This window comes from Achromobacter sp. PD1 (assembly GCF_048541815.1).
GTDB classification, from domain to species: Bacteria; Pseudomonadota; Gammaproteobacteria; order Burkholderiales; family Burkholderiaceae_B; genus Achromobacter; species Achromobacter bronchisepticus_A.
In genome coordinates this window covers 5,992,037-6,014,500 of the sequence record NZ_CP183349.1, presented here as the reverse complement: position 1 = coordinate 6,014,500, position 22,464 = coordinate 5,992,037, and the positions used below count along the sequence as shown (strand labels likewise).

Here is a 22,464-nt window from a genome sequence, read left to right as displayed (position 1 = left end):
CGCGGTCCGGTATCGGGCATGAAAACGCGCGGGGCATGCACCGTCGCCGGCGCATGCCCCGCGCATGAGGTTCAGGAATGGCGGCGGAACGAAGCCAGGAACACGCCGGCCAGGATGAAGAGCGAGCCGAAGGTCCGGTTCATCCAGCGGATATGCTTGGCGCTGCGCAGCAGGCGCAGCACGCGCGCCGCCAGCAGCGTGTAGACGCCCATGGCCACCAGGTCGGTGAACGCCAGCGTGGCGGCGATGGCCGCGTATTGCTGCGTCAGCGGCAGCGCGGTGTCCACGAACTGCGGCACCACGGCCAGCAGGAACACCGTGCCCTTGGGGTTCATGGTGTTGATCAGGAAACCGCGCAGCACCAGTTCACGGATCGTGGCGCGCTTGGGGTCGCCGGAATCCACCGTGACAGGCGCCGCATCCGTGCGGATCTGGCGCACGCCCAGGTAGATCAGGTAGGCCACGCCCAGGTACTTGACCACGTTGAAGGCCATCTCGGACGTGGCCAGCACCGCGCCCAGGCCCACGGCCACCACCACGAACTGGAACAGGATGCCCATGATCAGGCCGGCCGTGTTCCAGTAGCCGCGCGCAAAGCCGTATTTCAGGCCGGAGGACATCGCCGAGATCGCGCCCGCGCCAGGCGAGAACGAAATGGCCCAGGAGGCCAGGAAGAACGTCAACCAGGTAGATAAGGGCATGGCGCGGGTCCGTGGGGGCGGTTGCGGTGATATTACTTGCTCAGCAGCGCGGCGCGCGGCGCGCCCGCGGGGCGCCCGGAGCCGCCATTGCCTGCGGCGCGGCCGGAGCCTTCCGGACGGCGGTGGTTCTGCTGCGGACGGCCTTCGTTGCGGCCAGCGTGGGCCGGACGGTCGGCGGGCTTGCCGTCGCGCGAGCCATGGTTGGCGCGGCCTTCGCCGCCGGCACGGGCCGGGGCGGGGGCGCGGCCGCCAGCCGCGGCGCGGGACTGGCCCTGGCCTTGGGCCGGCCGCGAGCGGCCGCCGTTGCCATTGCCGTTGCCGCTACGGCCGCCATTGCGGCCGCCGCCGCCGCGCGGGCTGCGGTTGTCTTCGTCGCGTTCCTGGCGGTCGAAAGCCGCGGCGGTCGTGGTCGGCGGCGTCCAGCCTTCCACGGGCTTGCGCTCGATGGTCTTCTTGATCAGGCGCTCGATGTCCTTCAACAGCTTGATTTCGCTGTTGTCGACCAGCGAGACCGCGGCACCGGTGGCGCCGGCGCGGCCGGTGCGGCCAATGCGGTGCACGTAGTCTTCAGGGACGTTGGGCAGTTCGAAGTTCACCACCTGGGGCAGTTGGTCGATGTCCAGGCCGCGGGCGGCGATGTCGGTCGCGACCAGCACCGTCACGGTGCTGTCCTTGAAGCCGGCCAGGGCGCGGGTGCGGGCCGATTGGCTTTTGTTGCCGTGGATGGCGGCGGCGGTCAGGCCGTCCTTGACCAGCTTTTCGGCCAGGCGGTTGGCGCCGTGCTTGGTGCGGGTGAACACCAGCACCTGGTGCCAGCCGCTTTCGCGGATGATGTGGCTGATGAGGTCGCGCTTGTGGTGCTGTTCCACCATGTGCACCGTCTGGGTGACCAGCTCGGTGGCGGTGTTGCGCGGGGTGACGGAGACTTCGCCCGGATTGTTCAGCACGCCGCGCGCCAGGGTGCGGATCTCGTCGGAGAAGGTGGCCGAGAACAGCAGGTTCTGACGCTGCTTGGGCAGCAGCGCGAGGACCTTGCGGATGTCGCGGATGAAGCCCATGTCCAGCATGCGGTCGGCTTCGTCCAGCACCAGGATCTCGACGCCGGACAGGTCCACGGTCTTCTGGCCGCAGTGGTCCAGCAGGCGGCCGGGGGTGGCGACCAGGATGTCCAGCGGCTTTCTCAGCGCGGAGATCTGGGGGTTGATATTGACGCCGCCGAACATCACCATGGAGGACAGCGGGGTGTACTTGCCATAGGTCTGCACCGATTCCTCGACCTGCGCGGTCAACTCACGCGTCGGGGTCAGAATCAGGCAACGCGGACGGCCGGGCTTGCGCAGCTCGGGTTTTTTCTGCATCAGCAGGTGCAGGATGGGCAGCGTGAAGCCGGCGGTCTTGCCGGTGCCCGTCTGTGCGGCGGCGAGCAGGTCGCCACCCTTGAGGACCTGGGGAATGGCCTGGGCCTGAATAGGGGTGGGCGCGGTGTAGCCGGTTTCGGCAATGGCGCGCAACAGGGAATCAGCCAGCCCGAGGTCGGCAAAAGGGGAAGAGGTAGTCAAAACAACTCCAGCGGCAGCCCGTCGCTCAAGTTGAGAGACTCCAATCCAGGCGGACGAATAAAGGAGAAAAGGGAAGCGCCCTGATGGGCGAAGCTCGGCAGCGAAGGGCCTAGCGGACGTGCGCAGATTGGCAAAACGCACCGACGGATTGTAGCTGATGTGGCGTTGCAGCACCGCCCGGGCGGGCCAGTTCTGTATCAATAAGCAACACATTGCTGCGCCTTTGCACGAAATAAGTGTTTTCCCTAGGCTGCAATCCCTATAATCCGTCCGCTTTCATCCATTTGAAGAATAAAGGATCGCAATGAAAAAATCGGCAATTGTGGGCGTAGTCGTCGCGCTGGGCGCAGTATGGACCGGCACGGCTTGGTATACGGGCCAGAAGGCCGAGGCTTTCGTCAAGCAATCGATCGAGCAGGCCAACCTTGAACTGAAGAAGGTCGGCGAAAAGTGGGGCGTGACCCCCGTGGTTGAGCTGGTGTCCTTCGACCGTGGCGTGTTCTCGTCCACCGAGCGCTACCGCATCAAGTTCACCGAGGCGCCCGCCGAGGGCCAGCCGGTCACGGAGCACGAGCTGCTGTTCGTCGAGCACCTGGACCATGGACCTTTCCCGCTGTCCAACCTGAAGTCGGGTTCCTTCGCGCCCGCCATGGTGGCCAGCCGCTTCCAGCTGGAAGAAACGCCCCTGGTCAAGGAATGGTTCGCCGCCGCCAAGGGCGCGGTGCCGCTGTCCGGCGCCTATAGCGTCAGCTACGCCAAGAACATCAGCGGCAACTTCGACATGGCTCCGGTCGAGTTCGCCAAGGACGCCAACAGCCTGAAGTTCTCGGGCATGAAGGGTGACGTGACCTACGCCACCGGCAGCAAGCACGGCACGGTCGCGCTGAAGGCCGACAGCCTGACGCTGGCGGGCGAATCCGAAGAAAGCGACATCGTCAGCATGGCCATGACCGGCCTGACCTTGACCAGCGACATGACGCCGGCGTCGAACGACATGTATGTCGGCAGCCAGAAGGTCGCGCTCAAGAACTGGACCATCACGTCCAAGGAAAAGCCGCCGGTCCAGCTCAAGGACACCGCGATCACCGTCGACATGACCGAAGCCAACTCGCTCATGGGCGTGAAGATGGCCATGGATTTCGGCATGATCAACGTGCAAGAAAAGGACATGGCCGGCCTGAAGCTGGTGCTGGACGCGCAGAAGCTGGATTCGAAGGCCTTCAAGGCGTTGAACGACGTCTATGAAGCCGCTTCGCGCCGCATGATGCAGAGCAAGGGCGAAGAGCAGTCGCCCCAGTTCACGGACGAAGAAAAGCAGGTCATCAAGACCAACGTCGAACTGCTGCTGGCCGGCAACCCGACGCTGGCGGTGTCGCCGCTGGAAGTGCGCACGGCCAACGGTACGTCGACCTTCAACCTGGACCTGGACATGGCCAAGCCGGCCTCGCTGGACGGTGAGTTCGCCGACACGCTGAAGCAGGTGATCCGCAAGCTCAACGCCAAGCTGGTGCTGTCCAAGGGCAACCTGAGCGACCTGATGGCCATCGAACCCCAGGTGCGCGGCGTGCCGGCCGAGCAGGCTCAGCAGACCGCCAAGGGCCAGGCTGAAATGGTTGGCACCATGGCCACCGCCATGGGCATGGCCAAGGTCGAAAACAACAACATCGTGACCTACCTGAACTACGCTGACGGCCAGGTCGACTTCAACGGCAAGAAGATGCCGGTCGAACAGTTCCTGATGATGGTCATGAGCGGCGCGATGGGCGGCGCCCGCTAAGCCGGCCAGTCTCTCGCATCGAGCTGTACAAAGGCCGCCGCGCCCTGGGCGCGGCGGCCTTTTTTTATTGCGGGCCGAGGCTGTTGCGTTTCAGCGCGGCAAGGCGCCGGCAGCCACTTCGCCGTTGCGCAGCACCGCGACGTGGAAGCGCTTGTCGGCCGCCTTCATGATGTCCTCGGTGGGATCGCCCTGCACCAGCAGCAGATCGGCCACGTTGCCCTCGGCGATGGCGCCGTGCTGGTCCATGCCCATCAGGTCATGTCCGCGCGAGGTGCCGGCGATCAGGGCGTCCACGGGCGTCATGCCGAACTCGACCATGTAGGCGAGTTCCATGGCGTTCTCGCCGTGCAGGTTGAACGGGGTGCCGGCGTCGGTGCCCAGCGCGATGCGCCCGCCTGCCTTGTAGTACATCTGGAACGACTCGCGGTGGCGCTGCTCCACCGCGCGCGCCTTCTCGACCGCGTAGGCGGGGATGCCGTTGTCGGCGTTGGCGATGATGTTGCGCACCGCGGCGATGGTGGGCACCAGATAGGTCTGGGCGTCCAGCATCTCGCGCAGGCATTCGTCGTCCATGAAGATGCCGTGCTCGATGGAATCGATGCCGGCGCGCACCGCATTCAGGATGCCCAGCGTGCCCTGCGCATGGCTGGCGGTGCTCTTGCGAAAGCGCTTGGCCTCATGCACGCCGGCCTTCATTTCGTCGAAGCTGTAGTGCGCGTCCATGGGGCTGACGCCCGGCGTCATGACACCGCCCGTGGCCATGATCTTCACCAGGTCGCAGCCTGCGTGGACCTGTTCGCGCACCGCCTTGATCACGTCCTCACAGCCGTCGGCCACGCGGCCGATGCGGTTGCCGTGGCCGCCCGTCATGCAGATGATGCGGCCCGAAGCCCTGATCGTGGGGCCGGGGAACACGCCGCGCGCGATGGCGTCGCGCACGCCGAATTCCAGGTAGTCCTTGCCGCCGCAATCGCGCAGCGCGGTGACGCCGCCGCGCAGGCTGGCCTGGGCGTTCTCCAGCGCCGTCAGCGTGATCTGCGCGGGGCCTTGCTTGCTCAGTTGCGCATTGGGATCCGCGCCGCCGGTGTAGACCAGATGGACGTGACAGTCGGCCAGGCTGGGCATCAGCGTCATGCCGTCCGTGCGCACGGTCGCGCCGGCATAGCCGGAAAACTCGCCGGCCGGCGCCACGCGCGCCACGTGCCGGCCGTCGACCAGCACGCCGTGGTTGGGCAGCAGCGTGCCCTTGCCGTCGAAAACCTGGCCGCCTATGAACAGGGTCTGTCGTGTCGCCGTCATGTCTCGCTCCGGGTTGCGCCTGACGCTACCCCGCCACGTCCAGCCCTTCGCGGGACATGGATTGCAGGCGGGGCATGAGGCCAAGCAGGTGTTGGCTGTAGGGATGCTGCGGACGTTCGAAGAGGTCTTCGGTGTTGGCCACTTCCAGCAGTTCGCCATAGCGCATCACGCCCACGCGGTCGCACATCTGGCGGATCACCGGCAGGTCGTGGCTGATGAACAGCATGGTCAGCCCGAGTTCTTCCTGCAGGTCCTTCAGCAGGTTCAGGATCTGCGCCTGGATGGACACGTCCAATGCCGAGGTCGGTTCGTCGCAGATCAGGAAACGCGGTCGCGTGGCCAACGCGCGCGCGATGCAGATGCGCTGACGTTGGCCGCCCGAGAACTCGTGCGGAAAGCGCTCGGCGGCGCGATCGGCCAGGCCCACCACGTCCAGCAGGTCGGCCACGATGCGGCGCGTTTCCGCTTCGCTGGCCGCCAGCTTGTGGAAGCGGATCGGCTCGGCCACGATGTCCAGTACCCGCATGCGCGGATTGAGCGAAGAGAACGGATCCTGGAAGATCATCTGGATCTGCCGCCGGAATGGGTTCAGCTGTTTCTCGCCCTTGAGCGCGGTCAGGTCCGTGCCGCCGAAATTGACCGAACCTTCGCTCGGCGTGTAGAGGCCGGAGATCAGCCGCGCCACCGTGGACTTGCCGGAACCGGACTCGCCCACCAGGCCGAAGACCTCGCCCTCGCCGATGGAGAAATTGACGCGTTTGACGGCGTCCAGCGTGCGCTGGTTGCGCTTGAGCAGGGCGTTCTTCAATACGAAACGCATGCTCAGGTCGTTGACCTGCACCAGCGGTCCGCCGGTGCGCGCGCCGAAGTCGCGGCGCTGGCCCAGCCAGTGCGTGGCCAGGTCCAGCGGTTGCGCCGGCTTCTTTACGTCCTCGATGTAAGTTACCAGCGGGAAGCGCCGCAGCTTGATGTCGGGACGCGGCACGGCCGAGATCAGGCTGCGCGTGTAGGGATGGTCGGGGTCGCCCAGGATCTTGGATGTGGGGCCTTGTTCCACCAGCTTGCCGTGGTACAGCACCGCCACGCGGTCCGTCACGTCCGCGATCACGCCCATGTCGTGCGTGATGATGATCATGCCCACCTGCTCTTCACGGCACAGCTTCTTGAGCAGTTCCAGGATCTGCGCCTGGATCGACACGTCGAGCGCGGTGGTGGGTTCGTCGGCGATGATGACTTCGGGCTCGCAGCACAGCGCCAGCGCGATCACCACGCGTTGCCGCATGCCGCCGGAGAACTGGTGCGGGTATTGCTTGACGCGCAGTTCCGGCTTGTCGATGCCGACCTGCGCCAACAACTGCACCGCGCGCTTCTGCGCTTCGGCGTGGGACAGGTTCAGGTGCACCTGCATGGTCTCGACCAGCTGGCTTTCCACCGTCTGCAGCGGGTCCAGCGAGGTCAGCGGATCCTGGAAAATCATGCCGATGCGGCGGCCGCGCACTTTGCGCTGTTGCGCCGGGGTCAGCGTGTCGATGCGTTCGCCGTTCAGCAGCACGGAGCCGCCCGCCAGGCGGCCAGGAGCCTCCAGCAGGCCGATCACGGCGTTGCCGATGGTGGACTTGCCGGCGCCGGATTCACCCACCACGCCCAGGATCTCGCCTTTTTCCAAGGAGAGCGAGACGCCGTCCACGGCTACCAGCGTGCCGCGGCGGCTGGGGAATTCGATGCGGATATCTTCGATGTTCAACAGGGCCATGGCGTCCTCAGCGCAGCTTGGGGTTGAGCGCGTCGCGCAGCCAGTCGCCCAGCAGGTTGACCGACAGCACCAGCGCCACCAGCGCGATGCCGGGGAAGATGGAGATCCACCACATGCCCGAGAACAGGTAGCTGTTGCCGATGCGGATCAATGTACCCAGCGAAGGCGCCGTGGGTGGCACGCCCACGCCCAGGAAGGACAGCGTGGCTTCGGTGATGATGGCGATGGCCAGGTGGATGGTGGCGATGACCAGCACCGGTCCCATCACGTTGGGCAGGATGTGGCGGCGCAGGATGGTGAAGGGGCCGATGCCGATGAGGCGCGCCGCCTGCACGTATTCCTTGTTGCGTTCCACCAGCGTGGAGCCGCGCACGGTGCGCGCGTATTGCACCCAGCCGGAGATGCCGATGGCGAAGATCAGCACGTAGAGCGCGAGCTGGTCGTGCATGTCGCGCGGCAGGAGGCCGCGCGCCACGCCGTCGATCAGCAGCGCCACCAGGATGGCGGGAAACGAGAGCTGCACGTCGGCGATGCGCATGATGAAGCTGTCGATGCGGCCGCCGGCGTAGCCGCTGATAAGGCCCAGCGTCACGCCCAGCACCATCGAGAACAGCACCGAGGCGAAGCCCACCAGCAGCGACACGCGCGAGCCATACAGCACCGCCGACAGGATGTCGCGGCCCTGGTCGTCGGTGCCCAGCAGGAAATCGGGACTGCCGCCCTCTTCCCAGGCCGGCGGCGTATTGGCGTCCATGATGCTCAGGGACGCCAGGTCAAAGGGGTTGTGCGGCGCGACCACGGGGGCGAACAGCGCGCCCAGCAGGATGGCCAGCGTGACGATCGCGGCGATGATGGCGCCGGGCGAACGCTTGAAGCTGTGCCAGAGATCGCTGTCGGCGGCGCGGGCGAAGAAGGGAGCGATGCGAGCAATCATGATGAGTCCTTTACTTGCTCTGCACGCGCAGACGCGGGTCCACGGCGAAGTACAGCAGGTCCACGACCAGGTTGATGACCACGAACATGAAGGCGATCAGCACCAGATAGGCCGCCATGACGGGGATGTCCACCATGCTGATGGCCTGGATGAACAGCAGGCCCATGCCCGGCCACTGGAACACGGTTTCCGTGATGATGGCGAAGGCGATGATGGAGCCGAGCTGCAGGCCCGTGATGGTGATGACGGGCACCATGGTGTTCTTCAGCGCATGGCGGAAATTGATCAGCCGTTCCGGCAGGCCGCGGGCGCGCGCGAACTTGATGAAGTCGGCGCGCAGCACTTCCAGCATCTCGGCGCGCACCAGCCGCATGATCAGGGTCATCTGGAACAGCGCCAGCGTGATGGCCGGCATGATCAGCGCCAGCCAGCCTGATTTGGTCAGAAAACCGGTGGTCCACCATCCCAGGCTGACCACGTCGCCGCGCCCGAAGCTGGGCAGCCATCGCAGCTGCACGCCGAAGAACAGGATGAGCAGGATGCCGATGAGGAAGGTGGGCAGCGAGATGCCGGCCAGCGAGATCGCCATGAAGGCCTTGGACAGCACGCCGTGGCGCTTGAGCGCGGTGTAGATGCCCATGGGTATGCCCAGGGCCAGCGCCATTACGGCAGATACGAAGGACAGTTCCAGCGTGGCCGGCATGCGCTCTTCGAGCAGTTCGCTGACGGGTCGGCGATGGCGGTACGACATGCCGAAGTCGCCGCGCACGGCGTTGGCCACGAAGTGCGCGTACTGCACCACGAAGGGATCGTCCAGGCCCAGCTGTTCGCGCAGTTCCGCGCGTTGTTCAGGGGTGGTGTCCTGGCCCACCATGCTGGCTATCGGGTCGCCCACATAGCGGAACATGGCGAACGCGATCAGCGCCACCGTCAACATCACCAGCACCGACTGGATAAGCCGTTGCGCAATAAAGGAAAGCATTATCGGGAGCCCTCGGATTCAGATGACGCCGGGCCGCGTTTCCCTCGGATAGTGGGAGCCGGGGCTGGGCCGGGCGCGCCCGGGCGGCATGCGCCGCCCGGGGTTCGCGTCGCCGGTTTACGGCAGGACGACGTCGCGCAGGTCGAGCACGTCGTCGGCGCGCTGAATGACCTTGATGTTGTCCTTCACGCCCCAGGACATGGGCTGCTGGTGCAGCGGCAGGTAGCCATAGTCGTTGCGCACGATCTCGAAGGCTTCCTTGATCATGGCGTTGCGCTTGGCCTGGTCGGTTTCGACGCCGATCTTGTCGGTGAGTTCGTCGACCTTCTTGTTGCAGTAGCCGCCCAGGTTGAACTGGCCCGCCGCGGTCTTGGCATTGCGGCACGAGGTCAGGTTCAGCAGCGTGTTGTGCGCGTCGGTGGAGCTGGGCGTCCAGCCCAGCATGTACATGCTGGTCTGGTTGCCGGCCTGCAGCAGGATCTTGCCGAAGTACTTCGACTTGGTCTGCGCCAGCAGGTTGATCTTGATGCCCACGCGCGCCAGCATGCCGGCGACGGCCTGGCAGACCTTTTCGTCGTTGACGTAGCGGTCGTTCGGGCAGTCCATGGTGACCGTGAAGCCCTTGGGATAGCCGGCCTCGGCCAGCAGCTTCTTGGCGCGTTCGGGATCCGGCTTGTACGGCGCGCCGAAGGAATCGTCATAGCCGTTGATGGCGGTGGCGATGAGCGAGCCCAGCGGCTTGGCCGCGCCGCGCATGATCTTCTCGTTGATGGCCTTGGTGTCCACGGCCAGCACCACGGCTTCGCGTACCTTCGGATCCTTGAAGGGGTTCTTGCCCTTCACGTCCGAGAACAGCAGCTCGTCGCGGTCCTGGTCCATGCCGATGAAGATGGCGCGCGCTTCGGGCGCGGTCAGCGGCTTGACGCCCTTGGCGTCTTCGAGCCGTTTCCAGTCCTGCACGGGCACCGGCTGCACCAGGTCCATTTCGCCGGAGATCAGCGCGGCCACGCGCGTCGCTTCCTGCGTGATGGGCTGGAAGATGACCTCGTCGACGTTGGTCTTGATGTTCTTGTTCCAGTAGCCGTCGTAGCGCTTGAGCACGGTCTTCACGTCGGGCTGGCGCGAGGCCAGCATGAAGGGGCCGGTGCCGTTGGCGTTGAGGTTGGCGTAGTTGCCCTGGTTGTCGCCCTTGACGTTGGTGGCTTCGGTGGTCTTGTTCTTTTCCGACCACGACTTGCTCATGATGTACAGGAACACCCATTCGCGCGGCAGGATCGGGTTGGGCGTGGGCGTGGTGACTTCGATGGTGTAGTCATCCACCTTCTTGATGTCGGAGGCCTTGGCGCCGTAGCCCTTCATGTCGGAACCCGGGGTCAGGCTGCGCTTCCAGGAGAAGATGACGTCGTCCGCCGTGAACGGTGAACCGTCATGGAATTTCACGCCCTTGCGCAGCTTGAACACCCACTTCGTGGGTTCGGGGTTTTCCCAGCTTTCCGCCAGCAGCGGAGTCAGTTTCAGATTGCCGTCGTAGCCGGCAAGCGTTTCGTAGATGTTGCCCTGGAAGCCCAGCGTGAACGTTTCGTTCAGGGCCATCGGATCCATGGACGTCGCATCGCCTTGGTAGGACCAGTGAAAGGTCTTGGCGGCCGCGCCGGCGCTGAATGCCAGCGATGCGGCGATGGCAGCGGCGAGCGCAGCTTGCTTCAGGTGGGGAAAAGTACGCATAGCCCTCATGCTCCGTGTGGTGCGCGGATAGCGCGACAGAAGTGACAGGGCCCCGGCCCCATGGGGATCCGGGGCATGGCGTTGCTGCTTACGACGAAAAACGGATTGGGGTCTGGCGGGACGCAGCGCGAGCTGCGTGCGCGCCGGTGATGGCGCTGCCGGGTATCACTGCGTAGGACTTCGACTTCACGATAGACCCAACCCCTTGTGATTATCATGACGGGGACGGACCCGCATCGATGTAGGACGAATCTTATAGACGCATTCGTTTAAGCGTCAATCGGTTTGGATTGGGGTTAGTACTTGCTTGCCGGCGGCGTGGAATGGTGCGTGCGGCAAGGCTGGCGGCGTCGTGCTCAGGCGCCGGGCGGCGGCGCGTCGGCAAGGGTTTTCGCCAATTCGCGCACCACGCGCTTGCGGCGGTCGCTGTCTTCGTAGTGCTCGCCCAGGGCCGACCATTCGGGTCGGCTGCGGGCCTCTTTCAGCGCTTCGGGCAAGGGCCCTTTGCGCCAGGCTTCGTCCTCCGGATGGTCTAGTCTCAATGGCTCGCGCGCGGCATGGCCGCGGCGCTCCAGCGCTTCGATCAGTTGCCGCTGCCGCAGGGCCAAAAGACGCAGCACCGCGTCGTCGACGCTGATCTCGCGCCAGCCGCGCAGCTTGCCCGCCACGCGCTTGCCCAGCTTTTCGACGCCTTGCCACAGGCCGCCGGCGGCGGCGCCGATCAGCATGCCGGTGCCCAGGCTCAAGCCCGCGCTGAACAGATCCACCGCCGCGCCGGCCATGGCGCCCGCGGCGGCGCCCATGCCCACCTGCACGCCCATGTCCTTCAAGGCCTGGGGATGGAACAGGTCCATGCCCCAGCGCTCGCCTTGCAAGGGCAGCGCATCATCGGTGAAGTCGGCCGCGCGGAAGTTGTAGAGCGCCAGCAGGGCGTTGACGCAGGTCTGCTCGCGCTGGCGCACCTGATCGCGCAGCTTGCCCGAGGCGGCCGCGAGCGCTGCCTCGTCGCTGGCGCTGGAGACGTGCAAGGCCGCTACGTCGATCAGCAGGTCGGCCAGCAGTTCGTAGGCGGCGCCGCGGCGCGCGCGGCGTTGCTCGGCCAGGTTGGCGGACAGCCGGGCCAGTGCCGCAGCGTGGCGGTCCAGCAGCACGCCGAGCTTGGCGTAGAGCTGCTGTTCGCCATCCAGCGGCGGCGCGACGGTGTCGAATTCCACGACCGCGTGCAGGCCCAGCCGGGCCATGGCGGCGCGCCATTCGTCGGCGCGATGCGCGGGCGCGTTGACGAAGTTCAGTACCGGCAGCAGAGGACGGCCGCAAGCGGCCAGGATGGCGAGTTCGTCGCGGTGCTTGCCCAGCACCGGATCGCGCGCGTCGATGACGTACAGCGCGGCGTCGCAGTCCAGCATCTTGGCCAGTACGCGGGCTTCCTGCTCGTAGCGGCCATGCGCCTCGGGCGTGTCGAGGAAGCGGCGGATGCGCGCCGGCCCGTCCAGGCGTTCTTGCGGGCCGTCGAGCGTTTCCAGGTATTCCAACAGCGAGATGCTGTCTTCCATGCCCGGCGTGTCGAACCATTCCAATACGGCCCGCCCTTCCAGCCGCAGGCGCGCGCCTTCGACGTGGCGCGTGGTGCCGGGGCTGTCGGCGACTTCGCCGAAGGTGGTGTCGCGCGTCAGCGTGCGCAGCAGCGAGGTCTTGCCGGTGTTGGTATGGCCGACCAGCGCGATCTTGATGAGATCCTCAGCCATGGCCGGACTCCAGCCACGCAAGCGGGGCCAGGGGCGCTTGCAGCACGGCGTCGGCGGGCAGGCCCAGCGCCAGCAGGCGTTCGCGCCATAGAGAGGCGCGGGTGGCGGGAGCTTCGGCGTCCGCGCGCGGCGTGACCAGCCATACGCGCGTCTGCTCCGCGTGCGCGGCCAGTTCGGCGATCAGCGACAGCGTGCCTCGGTCCGGCGTCTGGCGCGCATCGCAGGCGATCAGCATGCGCGTGGCGGCCTGGCCGGCGAGCGCGTCCAGCACGCGGTTGCGCTCTTCGCGGGTATCCAGGTTGCCGGCCTGCTGGACGCCCGCGGGCATGTCGGCGGGCGGCCAGGCCAGGTCCGGCGGCAGCTCCAGTCCCAGCAGCACGGGCTGGCCGCCCAGGCCCGCGAGCGGCGGCGCGCCGACGCGCGGCTCGTGCAGGGGATCGACGGGGCGGTCTATGCCGGTGGACAGGGCGGGCGGCTCCAGGCGGTCGCGCAGGGCGGAGAAGCCGGGCAGTGAGGGATCGATGCGCAGGCGGCGCAAGCTGCGTAGCGATCCCGCCACGCACAGGACGCCGGCCAGCAGGCGGGGCAGGATGCCGTAGACCACCAGCACGCCGATCAGCCAGAGCGACCACTGCGCCTGCGCCTCGGCGGGCAAGACCTGTGCGCCATCGCTGGCGCGGATCATGGCCGCATCCGGCATGGGAAAGCCCAGCTGGGCTGGCAGCCAGCCGATCGCCTGCGTCAGGCTCACGAAGGTGTCGGGCGCCAGCAAGGTGGTGGCCCAGATGAAGCGGTAGCTGGCGGTGGACAACACGGCCAGCAGCACCGCCAGCGCTGCGCACAGAGCCGTCAGCCACAGCAGGTGGCTGACGCTGCCGAAGAGCCAGCGCAAGGCGCCCGCGCGGGCCAGCAGGTTGAGGAAAGCCTGGGGTACCAGCGCGCTGTCGGGGCCGCGGGCCAGCTTGCGCGTGGCCCAGAGCCAGAGACGTCCCAGTCCCGTGACGGAGGACGCCCGCAGCAGGAAGCTGGCCAGCCACAGCAGGAAGGTGAGCGCATGCAGGCCCAGCAAGGCGGCCAGCGCCCACAGCACGTTGACCGGCCGGGAGCCGTCGCCCAGCGCGCCCAGCGCGGCGCCGGCGCCGGAAATCGCGGCCAGCAGGAACAACGCGGCCAACATGGCGAGCGCGCTACGGCGCCATTTGTCGACCAGGGGGATGAGATTCTCGCGCTGCGCCAGCAACGCGGCGCGGGCGAGGATGCGCGTGGGCAGATCGGCGTCCTGCTGCCGCACGCGGCGCACCGCGGCAGCGTCTTCCAAGGGCCCCCAATGCGCTTCGCGCAGGCGTATCAGCTCCGCCAGCCAGTGCGCGCGCACGGGGCCGGCGCCAAGGGGGTCAGGCGTGGAGGTGGAATCGCGAGAGGTCGTAGACGGCATCGCGTCGGGCGGCGGTACGGTCAGGCCCTGGGGGCGGTGGACCATTGTAGACCGGGCGGGACGGGAAACGGGGCCGCAGCCCCCACGCGTCAGTGGCTGGCGCGGGCGCTGCGGTACTGTCCGGGCGTGACGCCGACGGTGTCGCGGAAGACCCGCGCCAGATGGCTGGCGTTGCCGAAGCCGCAGGCCTGGGCGATGCCGGCCAGGTCGCCCTTGCCGGCCGCCAGCAGCTTGCGCGCATGCGCCAGCCGCCGCGCCCGCACCCAGGCGTGCGGCGGCTCGCCGAAAGAGGTGTGGAACATGCGGGCGAAGTGGTAGGTGGAGAGCGCCGCCACGCCCGCGAGTTCGTCCAGCGTCAGCGGCTCGGCCAGATGCGCGTCCACGTAGTCCATGATGCGCCGGCGCACGACGGGCGCGAGGCCGCCGCGCAGCGTTGCCGCGGGCTTGCGCGCCACACCCTGGTTCAGCAGATGGTGCAGGACTGTTTCGGCGGCGCTGCTGGCGGCCAGCCGGTCGGCTTGCTGGTTCCAGTCGGTTTCCAGTAGCTGCCGGCAGACGTCGATCAGCGAGTCGTCGTGGATGTAGGTGCGGTCGCGCAGTTCCAGTGTGCGGGGCTCGCAGTCCAGCCGCATGACGGCTTCGCGGGCCAGGCGTTCCGGCGCGATGTACAGGTGCAGGAACTGCACGCTGTCGTTCATGCACCAGCGCGAATAGTGCTCCGAGGGCAGCACGCAGAACTTGCCGGCGCCGCCGTGCAGCCGGTCCGGGCCCAGGCGGAACGACTTGTCGCCGCCGCGCAGATAGAGCGACAGGGTGTGATGGCCCGGGTTGTCGTAGCCCATGGTTTCGTGGGCGCTGCGCGACCATTGCGAAATGGCGATGCCATCGCCCAGCGCGGCGGCGCGCCCCAGCGTTGCGGTGGAACCCGCCAGGGTGCGGAAGACGGAGAAATCGGCCGGGGCCGAGGCGACGGTAGCCATATGGGTGGAATGCTACTGCGATCCCGCGCGCGACGCGTGCGCGCGCGAAAGAAAACCGCAAGAACCGGCAATTCTTGCGGGCCGGGGAGGCGCAAACTTGGTTTCCCGACGGTCTTGCGGACCGCCCTTCCGCGTCCCTGTTTCAGCATCGCATCGTGAACCTCTTCCTGTATTTCCTCACTGTCGTCATCTGGGGCACCACCTGGATCGCCATCAAGCTGCAGCTGGGCGTGGTGGCCATTCCCGTCTCCATCTTCTACCGGTTTGCGCTGGCGGGCCTGGTGCTGTTCGCGGCCCTGGCCCTGACCCGCAAGCTGCAGAAAATGGACCGGCGCGGCCACTGGCTTTGCGTGGGCCAGGGGCTGTGCCTGTTCTGCCTGAACTTCCTGTGCTTCTACACGGCGACCCAGTGGATTCCCAGCGGCCTGGTGTCGGTGGTGTTTTCGGCGGCGACGCTGTGGAACGCGCTGAATGCCCGCCTGTGGTTCGGCACCCGCGTCGCGCCGCGCGTGATGGTGGCCGGCGCGCTGGGCTTTTCCGGCCTGGTGCTGTTGTTCTGGCCCGAATTGGCGGGGCAGGAGGCCAGCCATGAAACCTTGCTGGGCCTGGGCTTTGCCCTGTTGGGCACGTTCTGCTTTTCGACGGGCAACATGCTGTCGTCGCTGCAGCAGCGCGCCGGCATCCGGCCCTTGACCGGCAATGCCTACAGCATGCTTTATGGCGCAGCCATCCTGCTGGCGGGGTGCCTGGCGGCGGGTCTGCCATTCGACTTCGATACCTCGCCTTCCTACGTCGGCGCCCTGCTCTATCTGGCGATTCCGGGCTCCGTGATCGGCTTCACCGCCTATCTGACGCTGGTGGGCCGCATGGGCCCGGCGCGGGCCGCCTATTGCACGGTGCTGTTCCCGGTTGTGGCCCTGAGCGTGTCCACCTTTGCCGAAGGGTATCAATGGACGGCGCCGGCCCTGCTGGGCCTGGCGCTGGTGATGCTGGGCAACCTGCTGGTCTTCACCAAGTGGACGCCGTTCGCGCGGGGCGCGGCGGCTTGAGCTTGGCCCAGGGCCGGGCAAGCCCTAGCGGGTCAGCGCGCGCAGCCCTTCCAGCAGGCGATCGATTTCCGCGTCGTTGGTCAGATAGCTGACCGAGGCCCGCGCGATCTGGGTCAGGCCGCGCGCCTGCATGTCCAGCGGCGTGTAGGACACGCCGTTGCTGCCGATGGTGATGCCCTGCGCGGCCATGGCGCGCTGCACGGATACCGCGTCCTGGCCGGCCAGGTCGAAGGACACCAGGCCCGAGCGTTCGCGGCCCTGGTCCAGCACCGTGATGCCGGGGATGGCTGCCAGTTCGGTCCGCAGGGCCTGGGCCGTGGCGGCGATGCGCGCGCGGATGGCTGGCAGGCCGATGTCCAGGGCTTCCTGCAAGGCGTTGGCCAGGCCGCAGCGCAGCGCTAGCGAGGCCTCCGCCGATTCCAGGCGCGCGGCGTCCTGGCGCAGTACGGGTTCGCCATCGGCGCCCAGGGGCGCGGAATGGGTGTCGACGAAGGCGGGCGTGAGCTGGTCCAGGAAGTCGCGCCGCACATATAGCAGGCCGGTGCCGCGCGGGCCGCGCAATGCCTTGCGTCCCGCCCCGCTCAATACATCGCAGCCGATCTGCGCCACGTCCACGGGCAACTGGCCGACGGCTTGCGCCGCGTCCACGAAGTACGGGATGCCGTGACGGCGCGCCACGCTGCCGATGGCGGCGGCCGGATTGATCAGGCCACCGTTGGCGGGCAGCCAGGTCAGCGCGATCAAGCGCACCCGCTCATCGAGCATGGCCTCCAGCTCCTGCGGATCGACGCAGCCGCTGTCGTCCGAGGGGATGGTCTCCAGCGTGGCGCCAGCACGCTGCGCCTTGAGCCGCATGGCGGCCAGGTTGCCGCCCCATTCGTGGCGGCCCACCAGGATGCGGTCGCCGGCGCGCCACGGCGCCATCGCCGCGAAGGCCGCGCCCCAGCCGGGCGAATTGCCGCCGGTCAGCGCGATCTCGGCCGCGTCCGCGTTGAGCAGCCGGGCCGCCAGCGTGCGAGCCTGCTCGATCAGCTCCCGCGACCGCACACCCGCTTCCATAGGCCCTTGCGTGGCTTCGCGGTGCAGGTGGGCGTGGATGGCGTGCAGCGTGGCGGCCGAGGGCAGCGACGCGCCGGCGTGATTGAAATGGACGGTGGTGTGCGCGCCTGGGGTCTGGGCGCGCAACGCCTCCACGGCGCTGGGAGTCAAGGGGGCGGACATGGCGGCTCCGGCGGGGATCAGGCTTGCGTGAGCGCGATAACGGCTTCGATTTCCACCGCCACGCCCTGCGGCAGGGACGCCACGCCGACGGCACTGCGCGCATGGCGGCCGGCGTCGCCGAACACTTCGACCATCAGGTCGGAGGCGCCGTTGGCGATGGCGCTCTGGCGGTTGAAATCCGGCGTGCTGGCCACGAACACGCCCAGGCGCACGACGCGCGCCACGCGGTCCAGCTTGTCGCCGGTGGCCGCGGCGATCTGTGACAGCAGGCCCAGCGCCGACAAGCGCGCCGCTGCCACGCCATCGGCGTCAGAAACCTGGTCGCCCAGGCGGCCCAGATAGGCGGCCTTGCCGTCCTTGCGGGAGATCTGGCCCGAGATATACAGCAGGTTGCCTTCCTGCACGAAGGGCACGTAGTTGGCGGCGGGAGCGGCGGCGGCTTCGAGGGTCAGGCCAAGTTCGGCCACGCGGCCGGAGATCGAGCGGGTCATGAGGGACTCCTGAATAGGGAAACTAAGGGCAAGCCTCATGCTATCGGCCACTGCGGACCCTGACCAATCAATTTTCGCGCAGTACACATGAGTAAAACTAATGTGTATCGTCTTGCTCCGCGGCTACCTGCGCCAGCCACGCGTGGAAGCGCTGCGCCGCGTCGCCAAGCGCGCCGCGCGGCGTCACGAACCACCAGCCGATACGGGGAGCTTCGAGCGCGGCGTCAGGCAGGGCCTCCACCAGCGCGCCGCTGGCGAGCTGGGCGGCGATAAGGCGGTGGCGGCCCATCGCCATGCCTTGCCCCGCCAGCGCCGCTTCCACAACGATGTTGTAGTCATGCAGACGCACGGGCCGCACGCCGCCCAGGTCCACGCCATGATGCCGGGCCCAGGCGTCCCATTCGAAGGGATGGCGGGCATGCGAGGCCAGCAACGGAAAGCGCAGCAGATCCTGCGGCGTGCGCGGGCGTTTCCTGCCCGCGATCAGCGCGGGCGCGCAGACCACCGACAGCCGCTCCGCCATGATCAACCGCGCCCGCACGCCGGGCCACACGCCGCGCCCGTAGCGGATGGCGACGTCGACCTCGCCGCCCGCGACGTCCGCCAAACCGATGTCGGGCTGCAATTGGAGATCGATGTCGGGATGAGCGGCGGCAAACGCCGCCAGGCGCGGCGCCAGCCAGCGCGTGGCGAACGAGGCCAGCAGCCCGACGCGCAGCGTCTGCCGCACAGTCTCGGGCGCACGGATCTCGTCGGTACCCTGGCGCAGCAGTTCGAAGGCCGCGTGCACGCGCTCGTAATAGGCCTGACCCGCCGCGGTCAGCGCCACGGCGCGGGTGAGCCGCTCGAACAGCGCCACGCCCAGCTCGGCTTCCAACCGTTGGATATGGTGGCTGATGGCGCTTTGCGTCACGAAGAGTTCCTGCGCGGCCAGCGAAAAGCTCATGCGCCGCGCGGCCGCTTCAAAGGCGCGCAGGGAAACCAGGGCAGGCAGGGATCGCGCGGAACGCATGGAGGCAGGCGATGTGGTGATGAGGGAATGCGCATCATCGTACGCCGCGCGCGGCCCGGCAAACAGGCCGCTTGCGCCGCGTCCAAATGCAAAAGGCCCGCAACAAGTTGCGGGCCCTTCAGTACTGCATTCTTTGGCTCCCCGAGCTGGGCTCGAACCAGCGACCTGCGGATTAACAGTCCGTCGCTCTACCGACTGAGCTATCGGGGAACAGGTAGAGGGGGCGAATTATGCACAAAAAAACGGAAGAATGCAAAACGGCCCCGCGCGCGGGTTCAGGCGCTCTGGATCGCCTGCGCCGTGCGGAACAGCTGGGGCACGATGTCGCGCACCAGGCGGTCGGTGGAATAGTCGTGGCGCGGCGCGCTGACGCTGATGGCGGCCAGCGGCATGGCGCGGGCATCGCGCAGCAGCACGGCCGCGCCCACCTGATTCTGCAGGACCTGGTCTTCGGTCAGGGCGTAGCCCTCATCCCGGGCTTGCCGGACCAGCGCCAGCAACGCTTCGGGATCGATCACGGTGCGAGGGGTGAAGGCGCGCGGGGGCGAACGCAGAAGCGCCTGTCGCACGGCTTCGTCGTCCAGCTGCGCTAGCAGTATGCGTCCCGCGCTATTGCACCATGCCGGCATGCGGCGTCCCGGCAGCATTTCCGCCAGGGTCATTTGGCGGCTGGGCAGGCGCAACAGATAGATCATGTCGCTACCCGCCAGCACGCTCATATGCAACGCCAACCCGCAACGATCGCGCAGCGCGACCAGGTGCGGCGCGGCCATGGACACAAGCCGGTCGCTGCGCAGGAAAAAGTAGCCGAGCTCCACCACGCGCGGCCCTAGGCGGTAGCGTCGCGAGGCGGCTTCCTTGACCAGATAGCCCAAGCGTTCCCAGGTATGCACGAAGCGTTGCGCGGCGCTCTTGCCCAGGCCGGTCACCGTGGCGATGTCGGTCAGGCCCAGCGAGTCGCCGGCATCGCGGAATGCTTCCAGCACCCGGACGCCTTTTTCCAGCGATGCGACGTACAGCGGATCGTCGGCGGCCGCCGGCTCTGGCGGCAACGTTGCCGGTGCGACATCGGGAGGGGATGGCTGGCGCTTTTTCATGGAGGTTTCTCGAGTGCGGGACAGGCGGCGATGGCAGCCGGGGGCTGGGCAGGCGCTAGTTTCCCCGGATTGTCCGGCTTGGCAATACCCACTATAAAGTTAAGTATTCAATACTTTGTATTGCATAGCAATACTTTTAGGCAGCAAATGACTATCGAATCGACCCTATGCGACATGACCGCCGTCGCGCTGCGCGGGGAAATCGCAGCCGGGCATCTGAGCGCCCGGGAACTCATGGCGGCGCATCTGCGGCGCATCGAGGCCTGGAATCCGCGGATCAATGCCATCGTCACGCTGGACGCCGAAGCCGCAATGGCCGGCGCGGCCCGGGCCGACGAGCGTCAGGCAGGCGGGCAGGTTCTGGGTCTGTTGCACGGCCTGCCCATCGTGCACAAGGACTCGTTCCTGACGGCGGGCATGCGCACTACCTATGGTTCGCCGCTATACCGCGACTTTGTGCCGGAGCGGGACAGCCTGATCGTCAGCCGCGAACGCGCCGCTGGCGCCATCACCCTGGGCAAGACCAATCTGCCCGAATTCGGCGCGGGCTCGCAAACCTTCAATACCGTATTCGGCGCCACCCGTAATCCCTATGACCCGCGCATGACCGCCGGCGGAAGCAGCGGCGGCGCCGCCGCCGCGCTGGCTACCGGCATGGCGCCGCTGGCCGACGGCACGGATATGGGCGGTTCGTTGCGCAATCCAGCCTCGTTCTGCAATGTCGTGGGCCTGCGTCCTTCTCCGGGTCGCGTGCCGCAATGGCCCGCGGCCAGTCCCTACAACACGTTGACCGTGGCCGGACCCATGGCTCGCTCCGTGGCCGATGTGGCCTTGCTGCTGGCCGCCACTGCCGGTCCCGATTCGCGCGATCCCTTGGCCATTGAACAGGATCCGGCCTGCTTTCTTGGCGCCCTGGAGCGCGATTTCAAAGGCGTGCGCATCGCCTATGCGCCGACCTGGGGGGATTTGCCCGTCGAACCCGCGGTGGTGCAGGCCCTGGAACAGCGGCTGCCTGTGTTTGCGGATCTGGGCGCACGCGTGGAGCCGGCCTGCCCCGACTTTTCCGGCGCGGATGCCGCATTCCAGGCCCTGCGCGGACAGACCTTTGCCGTGGGCTATGAGGCCGCGTTGCTTGAGCACCGGCATCTGCTCAAGGACACGGTGATCTGGAACATCGAGCTCGGCCTGCGGCAATCCGCCGCCGCCGTCGTGCAGGCGGAGCGGGACCGCGCCGCGCTGTTCGCGCGCATGCACGCCTTCATGCAGACATACGAATTCATGATCGGCCCGGTCAGCCAGGTGCTGCCGTTTCCGGTCGAGCAGGAAACCGTCGGCAGCATCGAGGGTACGCCGATGCTCAATTACATCGACTGGATGCGTTCGGGCTATTACCTGTCCCTGACGGGGCATCCAGCCATTTCGGTGCCCTGTGGCTTTACCGCCGAGGGGCTGCCGGTAGGCATCCAGATCGTCGGGCGCTACCGCCAGGAGCGCGCCCTGCTGCAGCTTGCCCACGCGTTTGAGCAAGCCACGCAATGCTGGCGCCGGACGCCGGCTCTGGCCGACTGAACCACACAACCAACACAAGGGGAATTACGCATGATCAAGCACATCGCCAAGAGCGCATTTTTGTGCGCTCTGGCTGTCGGGCCGGCTCTGGCCGCGGCGCAGGACTATCCAAGCAAGCCGATCACGATGGTCGTGCCATTCCCGCCGGGCGGTTCGACGGACGTCATTGGCCGCCTGTTCGCCGCCAAGCTGGGCGATCGCCTGCGGCAGACCGTCGTGGTCGAGAACAAGCCGGGCGCCAATACCGGCATCGGCGCAGCGGCCGTCGCGCGCGCTGCTCCGGACGGCTATACGTTCATGATCACCGGAGCGCCCACTTTCACGCTCAACCCGCTGCTCTATCCGAATCTGAACTACGACCCGATCAAGAGCTACGAGTATGTCGCGATTGCCGGCAGCACGCCCTTCGTGATCCTCACGAATCCGCAGACGGGCATCGCCACCGTTGCCGACATCAAGAGCAAGTCGGCCGCCCAGCCGCTGAGCTTCGGTTCCTTCGGCAACGGTTCCACGCCGCACATCGCGGGTGAATCGCTGGCGCAGCGTACCGGCGCCAAATTGCTGCATGTGCCCTATCGCGGCAGCGCGCCCGCCATGGCCGACCTGCTGGGCAATCAGATCCCGCTGTCGATCGACACGCTGGTCGCGGGCTTGCCGCAGATCAAGGCGGGCAAGGCGCGCGCCGTGGCCCTGACCGGCAACGCGCGCTCGGCCCTGGTGCCTGACGTGCCCACCGTCGCGGAAGGCGGCGTGGCGAACTACGACTTTGAAACCTGGTTCGGCGTGGTGATGCCGAAGGGCACGCCCGCGCCCATCGTCGCCCGCTTGTCCAAGGAGATCGAAGCGGTCATGGCTGAACCCGATACACGCGCCAAGCTGGAGCAACTGGGGTTCGACGCCACGTACGCCGATCCGGCCGCGTTCCGCCGCAAGGTGGAAACCGAACTGGAGCGCAATGTGGCGATCATCAAGGCTGCGGGGATCAAGCCGGATTGAATCCCGGCTGCGCAGAAAAAAGGCCGACTCCTGGAGTCGGCCTTTTTCATTCGTTCTTGGTGCCGGTGAAAGGAATCGAACCCTCGACCTTCTCATTACAAGTGAGCTGCTCTACCAACTGAGCTACACCGGCGCTGCG

At 67.1% G+C, this 22,464-nt stretch carries 18 protein-coding genes and 2 tRNA genes; 4 read left to right on the top strand and 16 right to left on the bottom strand.

Annotation, left to right across the window (positions count from 1 at the left end):
* Nucleotides 1-71: 71 nt before the first annotated feature.
* The gene (locus ACM1PE_RS28295; protein ID WP_059376713.1) at nucleotides 72-701 is read right to left on the bottom strand and encodes a LysE family translocator; all 630 of its coding nucleotides are present in this window, start codon (nucleotides 699-701) and stop codon (nucleotides 72-74) included.
* Nucleotides 702-733: 32 nt separating this feature from the next.
* Nucleotides 734-2,260 carry a DEAD/DEAH box helicase gene (locus tag ACM1PE_RS28290; RefSeq protein ID WP_419341723.1) on the bottom strand — a complete coding sequence of 509 codons (1,527 nt, stop codon included), beginning with the start codon at nucleotides 2,258-2,260 and terminating at the stop codon, nucleotides 734-736.
* 304 nt (nucleotides 2,261-2,564) lie between these two features.
* Between ACM1PE_RS28290 and ACM1PE_RS28285 the strand changes: the two genes are divergently transcribed.
* Nucleotides 2,565-4,037, top strand: a complete 1,473-nt coding sequence (locus tag ACM1PE_RS28285; protein ID WP_280014482.1) for a YdgA family protein — start codon at nucleotides 2,565-2,567, stop codon at nucleotides 4,035-4,037.
* Between the two features lie 90 nt (nucleotides 4,038-4,127).
* Here ACM1PE_RS28285 and ACM1PE_RS28280 read toward each other — a convergent pair whose 3' ends face one another.
* The 8 genes from ACM1PE_RS28280 to ACM1PE_RS28245 all read right to left on the bottom strand — a co-directional run bounded on the left by ACM1PE_RS28280 (nucleotide 4,128) and on the right by ACM1PE_RS28245 (nucleotide 14,890).
* Nucleotides 4,128-5,336 (bottom strand): metal-dependent hydrolase family protein, encoded by a 1,209-nt coding sequence (locus ACM1PE_RS28280; protein WP_059376720.1) that lies wholly within the window; start codon nucleotides 5,334-5,336, stop codon nucleotides 4,128-4,130.
* A 25-nt stretch (nucleotides 5,337-5,361) separates the two neighbouring features.
* A complete protein-coding gene (locus ACM1PE_RS28275; RefSeq protein WP_059376722.1) occupies nucleotides 5,362-7,089 on the bottom strand; it encodes an ABC transporter ATP-binding protein in 1,728 nt (575 codons plus the stop codon).
* A 7-nt stretch (nucleotides 7,090-7,096) separates the two neighbouring features.
* The gene (locus tag ACM1PE_RS28270; RefSeq protein WP_059376724.1) at nucleotides 7,097-8,023 is read right to left on the bottom strand and encodes an ABC transporter permease; all 927 of its coding nucleotides are present in this window, start codon (nucleotides 8,021-8,023) and stop codon (nucleotides 7,097-7,099) included.
* A 10-nt stretch (nucleotides 8,024-8,033) separates the two neighbouring features.
* Complete coding sequence (locus ACM1PE_RS28265) at nucleotides 8,034-9,005, bottom strand: ABC transporter permease (RefSeq protein ID WP_059376727.1); 972 nt, start codon at nucleotides 9,003-9,005, stop codon at nucleotides 8,034-8,036.
* A 117-nt stretch (nucleotides 9,006-9,122) separates the two neighbouring features.
* The gene (locus tag ACM1PE_RS28260; protein WP_059376729.1) at nucleotides 9,123-10,730 is read right to left on the bottom strand and encodes an ABC transporter substrate-binding protein; all 1,608 of its coding nucleotides are present in this window, start codon (nucleotides 10,728-10,730) and stop codon (nucleotides 9,123-9,125) included.
* A gap of 356 nt (nucleotides 10,731-11,086) precedes the next feature.
* On the bottom strand, nucleotides 11,087-12,475 hold the full coding sequence (locus tag ACM1PE_RS28255; protein WP_059376731.1) for a GTPase/DUF3482 domain-containing protein: 1,389 nt from the start codon (nucleotides 12,473-12,475) through the stop codon (nucleotides 11,087-11,089).
* Nucleotides 12,468-13,910 (bottom strand): DUF2868 domain-containing protein, encoded by a 1,443-nt coding sequence (locus ACM1PE_RS28250; RefSeq protein ID WP_419343863.1) that lies wholly within the window; start codon nucleotides 13,908-13,910, stop codon nucleotides 12,468-12,470. The genes ACM1PE_RS28255 and ACM1PE_RS28250 overlap by 8 nt, the downstream gene beginning before the upstream one ends.
* Nucleotides 13,911-13,999: 89 nt before the next feature.
* A complete protein-coding gene (locus ACM1PE_RS28245) occupies nucleotides 14,000-14,890 on the bottom strand; it encodes a helix-turn-helix domain-containing protein (RefSeq protein WP_419341718.1) in 891 nt (296 codons plus the stop codon).
* A gap of 155 nt (nucleotides 14,891-15,045) precedes the next feature.
* On the opposite strand from ACM1PE_RS28245, the gene ACM1PE_RS28240 reads away from it, so the two are divergent.
* Nucleotides 15,046-15,939 carry a DMT family transporter gene (locus ACM1PE_RS28240; RefSeq protein WP_118933472.1) on the top strand — a complete coding sequence of 298 codons (894 nt, stop codon included), beginning with the start codon at nucleotides 15,046-15,048 and terminating at the stop codon, nucleotides 15,937-15,939.
* Between the two features lie 24 nt (nucleotides 15,940-15,963).
* Here the strand turns inward: ACM1PE_RS28240 and ACM1PE_RS28235 are convergent, their stop codons facing one another.
* The 5 genes from ACM1PE_RS28235 to ACM1PE_RS28215 form a co-directional block, all read right to left on the bottom strand.
* On the bottom strand, nucleotides 15,964-17,160 hold the full coding sequence (locus tag ACM1PE_RS28235; RefSeq protein ID WP_118933473.1) for an aminotransferase class V-fold PLP-dependent enzyme: 1,197 nt from the start codon (nucleotides 17,158-17,160) through the stop codon (nucleotides 15,964-15,966).
* A 17-nt stretch (nucleotides 17,161-17,177) separates the two neighbouring features.
* The gene (locus ACM1PE_RS28230) at nucleotides 17,178-17,651 is read right to left on the bottom strand and encodes a RidA family protein (protein ID WP_054455544.1); all 474 of its coding nucleotides are present in this window, start codon (nucleotides 17,649-17,651) and stop codon (nucleotides 17,178-17,180) included.
* A gap of 97 nt (nucleotides 17,652-17,748) precedes the next feature.
* Nucleotides 17,749-18,663, bottom strand: a complete 915-nt coding sequence (gene gcvA, locus ACM1PE_RS28225) for a transcriptional regulator GcvA (protein ID WP_280014487.1) — start codon at nucleotides 18,661-18,663, stop codon at nucleotides 17,749-17,751.
* Between the two features lie 134 nt (nucleotides 18,664-18,797).
* Nucleotides 18,798-18,873: transfer RNA gene (locus ACM1PE_RS28220), tRNA-Asn, on the bottom strand.
* A gap of 65 nt (nucleotides 18,874-18,938) precedes the next feature.
* Nucleotides 18,939-19,760 (bottom strand): IclR family transcriptional regulator, encoded by an 822-nt coding sequence (locus tag ACM1PE_RS28215; RefSeq protein WP_419341716.1) that lies wholly within the window; start codon nucleotides 19,758-19,760, stop codon nucleotides 18,939-18,941.
* 147 nt (nucleotides 19,761-19,907) lie between these two features.
* On the opposite strand from ACM1PE_RS28215, the gene ACM1PE_RS28210 reads away from it, so the two are divergent.
* Together ACM1PE_RS28210 and ACM1PE_RS28205 are read left to right on the top strand one after the other, a co-directional pair.
* On the top strand, nucleotides 19,908-21,329 hold the full coding sequence (locus tag ACM1PE_RS28210) for an amidase (protein WP_419341715.1): 1,422 nt from the start codon (nucleotides 19,908-19,910) through the stop codon (nucleotides 21,327-21,329).
* A 30-nt stretch (nucleotides 21,330-21,359) separates the two neighbouring features.
* A complete protein-coding gene (locus ACM1PE_RS28205) occupies nucleotides 21,360-22,325 on the top strand; it encodes a Bug family tripartite tricarboxylate transporter substrate binding protein (RefSeq protein ID WP_118933477.1) in 966 nt (321 codons plus the stop codon).
* A 57-nt stretch (nucleotides 22,326-22,382) separates the two neighbouring features.
* Here ACM1PE_RS28205 and ACM1PE_RS28200 read toward each other — a convergent pair.
* A tRNA-Thr gene (locus ACM1PE_RS28200) sits at nucleotides 22,383-22,458 on the bottom strand.
* Nucleotides 22,459-22,464: the final 6 nt, after the last annotated feature.